This window comes from Martinezella tropici (genome assembly GCF_008370325.1).
Lineage (GTDB): Bacteria > Pseudomonadota > Alphaproteobacteria > Rhizobiales > Rhizobiaceae > Rhizobium > Rhizobium tropici_B.
In genome coordinates this window covers 373,564-386,139 of the sequence record NZ_VNIP01000001.1, presented here as the reverse complement: position 1 = coordinate 386,139, position 12,576 = coordinate 373,564, and the positions used below count along the sequence as shown (strand labels likewise).

Below are 12,576 nucleotides of genomic sequence, written 5' to 3'. Positions count from 1 at the left end.
CTGTTGCGATTGTCTGCTCCCTTATAAGAAGAGCCGCGCCAGCAGGCGCATGACGCGGCTCCCGAAGGGATTATATCACATTTCGTAAGGGGCTTAGCCCCAGCACTTTGCCGTGCCTTCCTTGGTGTCGATCGACTTCAAGCCGGAAACCGGCTTGTCCGTCACCAGCGACACGCCGGTGTCGAAGAAGGACTTGCCTTCGGTCGGCTTCGGCTTCTCGCCGCTATCGGCGAACTTCTTGATCGCCTCGACGCCGAGGGCAGCCATCATCAAAGGATACTGCTGTGACGTTGCGCCGATCACGCCTTCCTTGACGGACTTGACGCCCGGGCAACCGCCGTCGACGGACACGATCAGAACCTGCTTTTCCAAGCCGACGGCCTTGAGCGCCTGGTAGGCGCCGACAGCGGCCGGTTCGTTGATCGTATGGATGACGTTGATGCTGGAATCCTTCTGCAGGAGGTTTTCCATGGCCTTGCGGCCACCTTCCTCGTTGCCGTTGGTGACATCATGGCCAACGATGCGTGCATCGGTTTCGTCGCCGATCTTGTTCGGATCCTTCGGGTCGATGCCGAAGCCGATCATGAAGCCCTGGTCGCGCAGAACGTCGACGGAAGGCTGCGACGGCGTCAGGTCGAGGAAGCCTATCTTGGCATCCTTGGCCTTATCGCCCAGCGTCTTGTTGGCCCATTCGCCGATCAGCTTGCCGGCAAGAAGGTTGTCCGTGGCGAAGGTCGCGTCGGCAGCGTCAGCCGGCTCCAGAGGCGTATCGAGCGCAATGACCAGCAGGCCGGCGTCGCGTGCCTTCTTGACCGAGGAAACGATACCCTTCGTGTCGGAAGCGGTGATCAGAATACCCTTGGCGCCACTGGCAATGCAGCTTTCGATGGCGGCGACCTGGCTTTCGCTGTCACCGTCGATCTTGCCGGCATAGGACTTCAGCGTCACGCCGAGTTCCTTGGCCTTGGCGGTCGCGCCTTCCTTCATCTTGACGAAGAAGGGATTGGTATCGGTCTTGGTGATGAGGCAGGCGGAAACGCCGGCGGCCTTGGCAGGCGCTGCAAATGCGACGCCGATCGCCAGAGCAGCAACTGCTGCGGAAATAACGGATTTCTTCATTCAATCCTCCCGATGTTTGAAAAGCCGAACCCTCCGGCGATGACCGGCCGGAACCCGGCGTGGAGACGCGAAATGCCTGTCGGATTATTTCCGGTGGACCTCCTCCAAGGTCATTTTCACGTCCTCGACGCCTATATCTGAGCTTAAAGATTTCCGGCTGTCAATAAATAAATCGGATTGAATTATTAATTCGATGTGGCATTTTGGAAAAAAATAGGGCATGGCCATGATGGAAGGAGCAGGCCCATGTCTCTCGTGCACGGCCCGGAGGACACACCCACAATACCGGCGATTCTCGACCCCTCCGGGGGTGCGAACCAGGTTGGCGTGCGCGCCCATAACGAACGGCTTGTGCTATCGCTCGTGCGCCGTCATGGTGCGCTCTCGAAAGCCGATATCGCGCGGCGGAGCGGGCTTTCGGCGCAAACCGTGTCCGTCATCATGCGCGAACTGGAAAAAGACGGGCTGCTGTCCCGCGATGCGCCGGTACGCGGGCGCGTCGGCCAGCCATCCATTCCGATGCGGCTCAATCCGGACGCCGTACTCTCCTTCGGGGTCAAGATCGGCCGGCGCAGCGCTGACCTCGTGCTGATGGATTTCGTCGGCGGCATCAGGATGCAGCTCCACCAGATCTATCCCTACCCGCTGCCACAGGACATTATCGCCTTCGTCGCGGCCGGCATCAAGGAACTTGAGGGACGCCTCAGCGACGAGCAGCGCCGCAAGATCGCCGGAATGGGCGTTGCCGCGCCGTTCGAGCTCTGGAACTGGGCCGAGCAGGTGGGCGCGCCGCCGGGAGCGATGGATGTCTGGCGTGGTTTCGACCTAAGAGCCGAAATCGCCTCGCGCGTGACTTACCCTGTCTTCATGCAGAACGACGCCACCAGCGCCTGCGGTGCCGAGCTGGTCTTCGGCGTCGGGCCACATTATCCGGATTTCGTCTATTTCTTCATCGGCTCGTTCCTTGGCGGCGGCATCGTCTTGAATTCGTCCGTCTTCGTTGGCCGAACGGGAACGGCCGGCGCACTTGGTCCCCTGCCCGTGCGCGGCCGCAACGGCGAGAACCGCCAGCTTCTGGAGATCGCCTCGATCTTCGTGCTCGAAAATCTTCTGCGGGATCATGGTTTCGACCCACGCCCTCTTTGGTATTCGGCCGATAATTGGATCGATTTCGGCGAGCCGCTGGAGATCTGGATCCAGGATACGGCCAAGGCATTGGCACAGGCTATCGTCGCCTCCGCCTCCGTTCTTGATTTCAGCGCCGCCGTCATCGATGGCGGCTTCCCCGCCTGGGTGCGGGAACGCGTGGTGCGCGCAACCATGAAGGCAGCGGCGGAGCTGGATCTTCAGGGGGTCGTCATGCCCGAGATCATCGAGGGTGCCGTCGGGCCGCAGGCACGCGCCGTCGGCGGCGCCAGCCTGCCGATCTTCGCGCGCTACCTGATCGACCAGAACGTTCTTTTCAAGGAGATTGAGCATGCTGAAGGGCATTGACCCGCTATTGAGCCCGGAGCTACTGGCGACGCTGCGCGCCATGGGCCATGGCGACGAAATCGCCCTTGTCGACGGCAACTATCCGGGCCTCGAGCACGGCCGCCGCCTGATCCGTCTCGACGGCCACGGCGTCATCCCCGTGCTCGATGCCGTGCTGAGCGTACTGCCGATCGACGATTTCGTGCCGCAGGCGATGTTCCGGGCGACCGTCAAGCAGGATCGCGATGCTATCGACCCCGTTCATGCGGAGATGATCGAGTGCTGCGCCCGGCATGTGCCCGACATGCGGGTCGTGCCGCTGTTGCCGGCGGAATTCTATGAGCGGGTCAGGCAGGCGCATGCGCTGATACAGACCAGCGAGCCGCGGCTCTATGGGAATATCATTCTGCGCAAGGGTGTGATTTATCCAGCAAAATAGCAGGCCCGCCCCTCATCCGGCCTGTCGGCCACCTTCTCCCCGCTTGCGGGGCGAAGGGGATGGGGGCGCCTACAGCCTTCTTTCCAGAAAATTGCTGAGACGAGATTGAGAGGTAGTCCCCTCTCCCCGCATGCGGGGAGAGGGTTAGGGTGAGGGGCTAACTCTCTGCCCGACCTAGAGCAGCCCAGCCTTCACTCGCCCTCAAATATCCCCCGCCGAAGGTCCCCAGACATCCGTCATGGCAAAGCCTTCCGCCATCGGGTCGAAAGGATCGAGCGCCACCTGGCTCAAGCCGAAGGTGAAGCCGCGGCCAGTGATCGTCGGGATGATGGCCGCCTTGCCGGCAACCTCGGTCTCCGCCTGCAGACCGACTTCGAATTCCGAACCGATGATCGAGCGGGACTTGAAGACATCGCCGACCTTAGCCTTGCCGCGGGCATGCAACGTCGCCAGATTGGCGGAGTTGCCGGTACCGCAGGGCGAGCGGTCGGCGCGGCCGGGCCACATGGTCGTGCAGGTGCGGATGGCGCCATCGGCATCGACATCGCGGAACATCACATAGGCGACGCCCGAGATCGCCGGAATTTCGGGATGGACCACGGTCATCGCCCGATTGATCGCTTCCTTGATGATCATGCCGGCCTGAACCAGGGCCGCCGCATTCGCCTTTTCGATCTTCAAACCGATCTGGCCGACATCGACGAGCCCATAGAAGATGCCGCCATAGCAGAGATCGAGCTTGATCCTGCCCCATTGCGGCGTGTCGAGTTCGACATCCAACTCATGCACGAAGGACGGCACCATGGTCAGCCGCACTTTCTCGCAGCGTCCGTCGCGGCAGGTCGCCGTGGCGCGGACGAGGCCGGCCGCCGTGTCGAGCGTTACCACCGTCTCCGGCTCCTTCATCTCGACGATGCCGGATTCGAGCAGGGCCGTGGTCACGCAGATGGAATTCGAACCCGAGCTTGCATGCGCCTGATCCGGCTGCAGAATGATGAAGCCGGCATCGGCCTCGGGGTGCTTCGCCGGCAACAGCAGGTTGACGGAGCCGATCGGCGCACCGCGCGGCTCCAGCACGAGGAAACGGCGCAGCTCCTGGCCCTTCGGATCAGTATTCAGCCAATGCAGCTGCTCGGCAATGCTGTTGCCCGGGATCTTCGGGACGCCGCCGATGGCAACCTTGCCGATTTCCCCTTCGCAATGAACGTCCAGCAACTGGATCGTGCGCTTCCATCTCATCTCATAGGCTCCAATCAGACATGTCGCGGTATGCCGCCGTCGACGCGGATATTCTGGCCGGTGATGTAGCCGGCGCCATCCAACCGGCAGGCCCTTCTGATATATCAGATCGATTAACGTGGCTATGGCGTTTTGCAGCAGCGATGAAAGCCGCCGCAGCTGGTCAAGTCATAATAGCACTATTGCTTCAATGCTTCCCCGACATTGCTGCCGGTCGCCTCGACGCTGTCGCCCAGCGAGCCGACGGTATTGCCGGCGGAAGCACCGACACGGCGCCATTGTTCGCCGTAGTTCCGACGAGTGCGCGGATCGAAGATGGCAATCGGGGCGCTGACGGCCGCGCCCGCCACACTGCCCACCGTTTGTGCGGCCCCCATGGCGACGGCGCCGACCGCGTCGCCGATACCCACATCGGAATCGGTGATCGTCTGGCCCTCGATCAGCCGGGCTCCGATCAGCTTCACCACTTCAGGGCTTTCGGCGAACTTACCATGGTTCAGGCCATCGCCGGTCTTAAGCTTGGTGAGATCGAGAACGGTGATGCCCTGCTTCTCCAGCTCGCTGCGATAGGGTTCGGCCGCCGGATCGATCTGGCCGAGGCGATCTATGTTGCCGGAAATGCGTCTTGAGAGGGAGAGCGCGCGATCGTCACGCGAGACGAATAGCGTGAAATGCGGCTTGTCCTTGCCAAGTGCTGCGAACTGCCTCCCGAAGACATCGACGTCGAGATCGGGAGAGGCCAGGATGACGTTCTTGATCTTCGGTGCGACGCGGCCGTTGCGGATCGCCATCTGCCGGAGGGATTCGACCGCGAGCCAGCTTCCCATCGAATGTGCCATGACGGTGATATCGCCGACGGCGGGATCGGCCGCGACACGCCGCAGCAATTCCTCCAGCGAATCGCGGGAATAGTTGGTGCTTTCCTTGTCGTAGGCATAGTCGAAGATGCTGGCGCGCGACGGCCAGGTGAAGACGATCGGCGCGACGTCGGCATGGGAATCGTGAACGATCTGCGCGAAACGATAAACGGCATCCTCATAGCGGTTGTTGAAGCCATGCACGAAGATCAGCACCCGCTTGTTCTTCGGCAGTTCCGCATGCAGCCAGGCGCGTCCATCCGTTTCGGTCGCCAGCGATTTGACACCAAGGGTGACGAAGTTCTTCAAGGGGTTGCCGGGCAAGCGGCTCGGCCACTGAACCTGGCCGACCTTGCGATTGGCCTCTGGCGGGATGGAGACGCTGACGGCATCCACCTTCAGGCCCAGGCCGCGCTCGCCCGAGAAGAGAATTGCCGGATCCTGGTCCGGCAGGCGTGTCGTGGCAACGAGAAGATCGACCTTCGATGTGCCCGGCACGTTTTCGGAAACGGGCTGCATGACGCCGATCGGGCGACCGCAGGCGGTCAGAGACAAGGTGACAACCATGGCGGCAGTTCGGAAAAACGCCCATTCCCATCGGTGCGAACCCGCCATGTGCTGCATCATGCAACCTTTCCTTACCGCCAGAATGTTGCGCCACTCTACGCATGCATATCCACTGCGCAAGCGAGTCCGGCGGTTCTTTGGCTCATGACGCGATGCTAATTCGCGACGGCATTGCAAAGGCGCAACGCAATCGCCCAAAACCGCTAACTGATAATCTGGCTGAAAATAAAAAAGAGCCCGATGCGGGAGGAGGATGCATCGGGCTCTTGATCCGGATTGGCAACTGGGAGGAGGAGGAGTGTTGCCAATCATTGAAGGAGCGCTGGGAGGAGGAGTGCGCTGCCTTCGAGTGATTAGATATAACGAGCGGGTCGGGATGAACAGGCCGGCTTTCGCAATGCAGCAATGCACTGAACGCATCACTCACCTCACAGACGCCGAAAATATCGCATATTTCCGGCATTTTCGGGGGTGTGACGCCTATTTTGCAGTCGTTATTTACCCAAATCCAGAGATTCACATGATTGTGATCGTCGTTTTTGCATTGGAAGCACCTCTCACTGCCATCCGACCGGTGAGCAATCTCCCACCGGCCGGGTGACTTTCAATTCAAGCGGCCTTGAACGCCTTCTTGCCTTCGGCATCCAGCGCGGCAAACTCCTCGTCGGAAAGGACGATATCGACCGCCGCGGTGTTTTCCTCGAGGTGTTTGACCTTGCCCGTTCCGGGGATCGGCAGCATCACCGGGCTGCGCTTCAGCACCCAGGCAAGCGCGATCTGGCTCGGCGCGGCATTATGCTTCTTCGCGATGGTATCGAGCAGCGAGCCCTCCTTGGCGAGATCGCCAGCGGCAAGCGGGAACCAGGGGATGAAGCCGATGCCGTGCTTTTCGCAATAGTCGAGCACGTCCTCGCTGGTTCGATCGACCAGATTGTAGCGGTTCTGCACCGTCACCACCTTGAAATGCTTCGATGCAGCCTCGATGTCGGCAACAGAGACTTCGCTCAGGCCGGCATGGCGGATGATACCGTCATCCAGCAGCGATTTCACGGCATCGAATTGTTCTGCCGCAGGCACCTTGGGATCGATGCGATGGAGCTGCCAGAGATCGATGCGGTCGACGCCGAGATTGCGCAGGCTTTTGTGCGCCTGCTGGATCAGATATTCGGGACGGCCCACGGGCACCCAGACATTCGGTCCGGTTCGGGTGAGCCCGCCCTTGGTCGCGACGACGAGACCGTGGCCATAGGGGTGGAGCGCCTCCTTGATCAGACGTTCGGAGACGTCCGGACCATAGGAGTCGGCCGTATCGATGAAATTGATGCCGAGTTCCGGCAGGCGCCTCAGCGTGCGGACGGCTTCGTCATGGTCCTCCGGCTCGCCCCAGATACCCGCGCCCGTGATGCGCATGGCACCGAAACCGAGACGATGAACGGGAAGGTCACCACCGATCTTGAACTGACCGGACTTGGCTGCATCAAATGCTGACATGGTTATAGTCCCTTTTGCTGATGTGAAATGTGTTGAGCGTTTCGGCATCCGGGGAGGAGCCGAGATTTGACGGGCAAATCGAATTTTCGCGAGGGAGAGATGGGCGTCGCGACCGATACTACATGGGTCTGCGGCGCGGCTTATGCAATGTGTCGATGCACGATGTGTCGGGACCGATCAGGCGGCTTCCCTTGGGTCTAGTCTGGCACCGTCATGTGCGCCGTTGCACCTGTTTGCCGAGATCGGCAAGCGTGGCCCAAAGCTCATCGAACAGGTTGCGGGCGAACTGCTCCACCGAAACGTCCTGTGGAGATTGCATCCAGCGCTCGCTGCCGATGCGCAGCATCGTCACGACGGCGGCCGCAAGCATGCCAAGGCGGAGATGCTCCTCCTGGCTGCCGCTGCCCCGGGCAAGCAGCGCGTCCGCGAGCTTCTTCTCCAGCTTGGCGTATTTCAGCTGGTCGCGGGCTTGAAGCGTCGGCGTATTGTGAATCAGGGCGGCCAGAGCAAGGCTTTGCGGATCGGCGACGGCAGTACGAAGGGCAGAATTGACGGCCGCCTCAATGACGTCGACGATCGACGCATCTTCGGGCTGGACGGCAACCGCGCCGATCAGCTCGCGGGCAAAACTGTCCTGCCAGGCGCTGACCACATCCTCCTTGCTGGGGAAATAATCAAAGAAGCTGCGCTTGGAAACGTCGGCCGCTTCGGTGATATCCTCGATGGTGGTGGCATCGAAGCCACGCTCGAGGAAGAGCTTCAGGGCGCTGGATTCGATGCGTTCGCGCGTCTGACGGCGCTTGCGCTCGCGCCGACCTTCCTTCACCGCGATATCGACATCCGGCTTATGCGCCATCCACTACCCCCGCTACGCATTTGCTTCGGGCCGCCCCTTATCGGCATGGCCGGGTTCCGGCATTAACGCACCGATTCCGACGCCCTCTCCGGTGCTACGATATTTGGAACCGCCGATCGAGAGCTCCAGCGGATTTTGCCGCGATATCCTGTAGACACCGGCGGGCGGGATGTTGCGTACCGTGCCGCCGATGCGCATTGCCTTCAGGCCGAGACTTTCCAGGATCGCCTTCTGCACCGGACAGCGCGGGCCATAAGTGAACTGATAAAAGGCCCCTCCGGGTTTCATCGTTTCGAAGGCACCGCCGACGATGGCCTCAACTTTCAAAGGCGGCATGGACAGCAGCGGCAAGCCGCTGACGACGGCGCCGAAAGGCGCGTCATCGAAAAGGCCGCATTGGCCGAGCTGCGCCGCATCCATGTGCACGATGCGCGCCTCGGGAAAGCGTCGGCGCAACCGAACGGCAAATTCCTCGCCGAACTCGACGAGCGTGAGCGCGCTTTCCGGAATACCACGCGCCAGCAACGCGCGTGTGAATACACCGGTGCCCGGGCCAAGCTCGAGGACCGGGCCATCGAGCGGCTCGATTTCCTGCGTCATCAATCTCGCCAGCCGCTCGCCCGAGGGCGCAACTGCGGCGACGCGCAAGGGATTGCTGACCCATGAGCGGAAGAACTGCACAAAATCAGCGCATGAAGTCTTTGTCGTCATTCCGCAAATCCAATCTCGGACACGATACCATATGTGGGGTGATGAGGACCGAGCAGCGTGGCAATTCAAAGGCATGCCGCGCCATTAAACCCTCTAAATCGCTGATATGCAGGCGTGAGCGTGAATTTCGTGCCCACATATTTTCATCTATTGCAAACTTGCATTTAGTATAGAAATAACCAGATACAATGGGCAATGGCAATCTCTTTACAGGAGTTTCCGCAATGCCAGACTGGACAGTGAAGGATATCCCGCCACAGACGGGCCGCATCGCAGTCATCACCGGCGCCAACAGCGGCATAGGCTACGAAGCGGCAAAGGCTCTGGCGGGCGCTGGCGCAAAGGTCATCATCGCCTCGCGCAACGAGACCAAGGCCAATGAAGCGCTCGCCAAGATCCGCGCGGCGACACCTGCAGCGGACGTCACGTTCGAACCGCTGGATCTCGCCAGCCTCGATTCCGTCGCCCGCACCGCAGGCCGTATCGGCGCCACTGTGCCGCGTATCGATCTGCTCATCAACAATGCCGGTGTCATGGCCATTCCCGATCGGCATGAGACGGAAGACGGCTTCGAGATGCAGATGGGCGCCAATTATATCGGACATTTCGCCTGGACAATGCGGCTGTTGCCGAAGATTTTCGCCGCCGACAACCCGCGCGTTGTCACCGTCAGCAGCTTGGCACATCGCAGCGGCAGGATCAATTTCGACGATCTGCAGTGGCGCAGGCGCTATCGGTCCTGGTCCGCCTATTGCCAATCGAAGCTGGCAACGCTGCTGTTCAGCCTGGAGCTCGACCGCCTCGCCCGCGCCGAGGGCTGGAAGCTGAAAAGCATTGCCGCCCATCCCGGCTACGCCGCGACCGGCCTGCAGACCACGGGTCCGCGCATGGGCCGCGACCGGGCAGGCGGTCTCGAAATCATGACGAAATTGCTGGGGCCGCTTCTATCGCATACGGCAGCGGCCGGCGCCCTGCCGACGCTCTTTGCCGCCACCTCACCCGCGGCGGAGGGCGGCGCCATGTATGGCCCTAATGGTTTTTACGAACTCAGGGGGCCGCCGGTGCGCGCCAAGATCGCTTCGCATGCCCGCGACCAAGCCATCTGGCGACGGCTGTGGGATGTTTCGGAGCAGTTGACCGCGGCAGCCTGAAACGAATCCCTCCCCGCTGCGCGGGGAGGGATCGAATAACCGTCACGTCACGAGCTCACGCACTGGCGGCGCGGGCCTTTGCTCGGCTGATAGGTATTGTCGGAAACGCGATAGGTCTTATAGCGGCTCGCGCACCAGCGAACGTGAGCGCTGCCACGTGGCGGCTGTGAAACGGCCCCGCCGATGATCGCACCGGCGGTGAAGGCGGCCATCGGATACCACCAGCCATCATTATAACGGCGGTAGCCCGGACGGGCATAGCGATAGCCGCGATGGCCGTGCCAATAGCCCGGGCGATGATGCGGGCGGTAGTGCGGCCGATAATGCCGGCGATAGTGCCGGTTGTGATGGCGATATTGGACTTCGATCACCCCGGCGGCAGGCTGGCTTTCGGTCTGCTGGATTGCCGGCTGGATCAGGGGTTGGATCGGCGCGGCGGCGGCCGGATCGAAAGAGGTAATGCTAAGCAGAGCGCTCAGGGCAGTCACTGTCACGGTTGTCAGGAAACGTTTCACAGCTCTCCTCCTCCTCGCGGGTCGCAACAGGGTTGAACGACGCGCATTGATTGAAAATGTTTCATAATATTATTGCTTGCGCAAGTACATCCCGCGCGATAGATCTATAGGTAGGAAGCCTACCTATCTATTAGCAAGTGAGGCTCGATGAGCAAAACCGACGGCTATCACGGGATCGAAGACGCGTATGCGCTCGCCGAAGCGCTGCGGCCTGCCCTCCATCGTCTTTATCGGCAATTGCGGCGCGAGAGCGACGAAGCCGAGCTGTCGCCGCTGCACGGCCTGCTGCTGGTCGCCATCATCCGCCAACCAGGCATCGGCGTTGCCGAGCTGGCGCGGATGGAGAAGCTGCGCGGACCGACGATATCAGGGCATGTGAAGGCCATGGAGCGGGATGGGCTCATCGCGCGCGCGGAGCCGGATCCGAACGATCGGCGCCGCAATGGCCTGATTGCCACCGAGAAGGGGCAGGAATTCATTCGCCGCCTGAAGCAACGGCGAACCGATTGGCTCGCCTCGGAGCTCGTCAAACTATCGCCTCAACAGCGCGAAGCCATCCGTGCCGCGATCGAACCGCTGATGGAGATCGGTCAATGAACGCCGAAAGTATGAACACCGCTCCGGTGCCGGTGCCGACGAAGGCCGATCAGCCCGACCGCCGCGAGATCCGCGCCGTCATATTCGGCTTGATGATCGTTCTCGGCCTCGGCGCCATCGACCAGAGCATCGTCGCGACCGCGCTGCCGCGCATCGTCAGCGATCTCGGCGGGTTGACGCATCTTTCCTGGGTCGTCAGCGCCTATGTGCTTGCCTCGACCAGCACCATGCCGCTCTATGGCAAGCTTAGCGACCAGTACGGCCGCAAGCCGATGATCTATGCGGCGATCCTCATCTTCCTTTTGGGTTCGGTGCTGAGTGGCATGGCGCAGACGCTGATGCAGCTCATCATCTTCCGGGCGATCCAGGGCATCGGCGCCGGCGGATTGCTGCCGCTGGCGCAGATCATCATCGGCGATATCGTGCCGCCGGCGAGACGCGGGCGCAATCAGGGTTCGATCGCAGCGGTCTTCGCCATCTGCAGCGTCATCGGCCCGATCGCCGGCGGCATCATCACCGATCTCCTGTCGTGGCATTGGATCTTCTACGTCAACCTGCCGATCGGCGCCGTCGCCCTCGTGATGATCGGACGGGCGCTGAAGCGGCCGCATCAGGCACGCAGCCGCCGCATCGACTATCTCGGCGCGGCGCTGCTGACCGGCTGCACGACGAGCTTCCTGCTGGTGCTCGCACTCGGCGGCAATGAATGGGCCTGGAACTCGCCTGAGATCTTCGGCCTCTCCGCCGTCGCGCTCGTCCTTTTCGTCTTTCTCATCCTTCACATCCGGCGCGAGCCCGAACCGGTGCTGCCGCCCGATCTCTTCCGCAACCGGCTGTTCGTCGTCGCCTGCCTCGTGCTGGCTTTGACCTTCATGGGCATGCTCGGGGCAAGCCTGTTCTTTCCGCTGTTCTTCCAGATGGTCATGGGGGTCAGCCCCTCGCATTCGGGCCTGCTTACCGGTCCGCTGATGATCGGCGTCGTCATCTCCTCCATGGTCAACGGGCGCGTGCTGCTGCACCGCTTCGGACGCTACAAGCCGGCGCAGCTCTGCGGCCTCAGCCTGGCAACAGCTGCCTTCGCGACGCTCGCCTGGGCGGCGGCCACCAGCCAGGGCTTCTGGGTCATCGAGCCCACCGTTTTCGCCCTCGGCCTCGGTCTCGGCCTGGTCATGCCCACGATGACGATCGCGGTGCAAAATGCCCTGCCGCTTGCCCATCGCGGCGTCGGGACGGCGACGCTTGCCTTCTTCCGCTCGCTCGGCGGCCTCATCGGCGTCACCGGCTCGGGCGCCATCCTGGCCTATCGCGTGCAAAATGCCGGCGGCGTATTGGATGGGGTCCACATATCATCCCTGACAGAAGCCGGCATGAAACAACTCGCCACCGCCTCCCCTGAGGCTCACGCCGCGGCAATAGCGCTCTATCGTCACGCAATCGCCATGACTTTCGCGACGGGAACCGCCATCGTGGCACTGGCGGTGATCGCGCTGCTGTTTCTGCCGGAATTGCCGCTGAAGATGGATCAAGGACAGGAAAAGGCACGCCGCAGCTGAGCTGCGCA

At 61.7% G+C, this 12,576-nt stretch carries 12 protein-coding genes; 5 read left to right on the top strand and 7 right to left on the bottom strand.

The window, feature by feature from the left end; all coding sequences use genetic code 11:
* Positions 1–93: 93 nt before the first annotated feature.
* Positions 94–1,119, bottom strand: a complete 1,026-nt coding sequence (locus tag FP026_RS01930) for a sugar ABC transporter substrate-binding protein (protein WP_149632944.1) — start codon at positions 1,117–1,119, stop codon at positions 94–96.
* A gap of 246 nt (positions 1,120–1,365) precedes the next feature.
* On the opposite strand from FP026_RS01930, the gene FP026_RS01925 reads away from it, so the two are divergent.
* Both FP026_RS01925 and FP026_RS01920 read left to right on the top strand, forming a co-directional pair.
* On the top strand, positions 1,366–2,613 hold the full coding sequence (locus FP026_RS01925; RefSeq protein WP_149632943.1) for an ROK family transcriptional regulator: 1,248 nt from the start codon (positions 1,366–1,368) through the stop codon (positions 2,611–2,613).
* Positions 2,597–3,031, top strand: a complete 435-nt coding sequence (locus FP026_RS01920) for an RbsD/FucU family protein (protein WP_149632942.1) — start codon at positions 2,597–2,599, stop codon at positions 3,029–3,031. The genes FP026_RS01925 and FP026_RS01920 overlap by 17 nt, the downstream gene beginning before the upstream one ends.
* 201 nt (positions 3,032–3,232) lie before the next feature.
* On the opposite strand, the gene FP026_RS01915 is transcribed toward FP026_RS01920, so the two are convergent.
* The 5 genes from FP026_RS01915 to FP026_RS01890 all read right to left on the bottom strand — a co-directional run bounded on the left by FP026_RS01915 (position 3,233) and on the right by FP026_RS01890 (position 8,752).
* Positions 3,233–4,270, bottom strand: coding sequence for a 4-hydroxyproline epimerase (locus FP026_RS01915; protein WP_149632941.1), 1,038 nt, complete (start codon positions 4,268–4,270; stop codon positions 3,233–3,235).
* 179 nt (positions 4,271–4,449) lie between these two features.
* Complete coding sequence (locus FP026_RS01910; RefSeq protein WP_432444082.1) at positions 4,450–5,742, bottom strand: alpha/beta hydrolase; 1,293 nt, start codon at positions 5,740–5,742, stop codon at positions 4,450–4,452.
* Positions 5,743–6,303: 561 nt separating this feature from the next.
* Complete coding sequence (locus tag FP026_RS01900; RefSeq protein WP_149632938.1) at positions 6,304–7,185, bottom strand: aldo/keto reductase; 882 nt, start codon at positions 7,183–7,185, stop codon at positions 6,304–6,306.
* Between the two features lie 211 nt (positions 7,186–7,396).
* Complete coding sequence (locus FP026_RS01895) at positions 7,397–8,041, bottom strand: TetR family transcriptional regulator (RefSeq protein WP_149632937.1); 645 nt, start codon at positions 8,039–8,041, stop codon at positions 7,397–7,399.
* 12 nt (positions 8,042–8,053) lie between these two features.
* Entirely contained in the window at positions 8,054–8,752 is a 699-nt protein-coding gene (locus FP026_RS01890) for a class I SAM-dependent methyltransferase (protein ID WP_149632936.1), read from the bottom strand.
* A 224-nt stretch (positions 8,753–8,976) separates the two neighbouring features.
* Between FP026_RS01890 and FP026_RS01885 the strand changes: the two genes are divergently transcribed.
* On the top strand, positions 8,977–9,903 hold the full coding sequence (locus FP026_RS01885; RefSeq protein ID WP_149632935.1) for an oxidoreductase: 927 nt from the start codon (positions 8,977–8,979) through the stop codon (positions 9,901–9,903).
* Between the two features lie 47 nt (positions 9,904–9,950).
* Here the strand turns inward: FP026_RS01885 and FP026_RS01880 are convergent, their stop codons facing one another.
* Complete coding sequence (locus FP026_RS01880; RefSeq protein WP_432444073.1) at positions 9,951–10,418, bottom strand: BA14K family protein; 468 nt, start codon at positions 10,416–10,418, stop codon at positions 9,951–9,953.
* Between the two features lie 147 nt (positions 10,419–10,565).
* On the opposite strand from FP026_RS01880, the gene FP026_RS01875 reads away from it, so the two are divergent.
* Together FP026_RS01875 and FP026_RS01870 are read left to right on the top strand one after the other, a co-directional pair.
* Complete coding sequence (locus FP026_RS01875) at positions 10,566–11,015, top strand: MarR family winged helix-turn-helix transcriptional regulator (protein WP_149632934.1); 450 nt, start codon at positions 10,566–10,568, stop codon at positions 11,013–11,015.
* Positions 11,012–12,568 carry an MDR family MFS transporter gene (locus FP026_RS01870; RefSeq protein ID WP_149632933.1) on the top strand — a complete coding sequence of 519 codons (1,557 nt, stop codon included), beginning with the start codon at positions 11,012–11,014 and terminating at the stop codon, positions 12,566–12,568. The genes FP026_RS01875 and FP026_RS01870 overlap by 4 nt, the downstream gene beginning before the upstream one ends.
* Positions 12,569–12,576 lie beyond the last annotated feature (8 nt).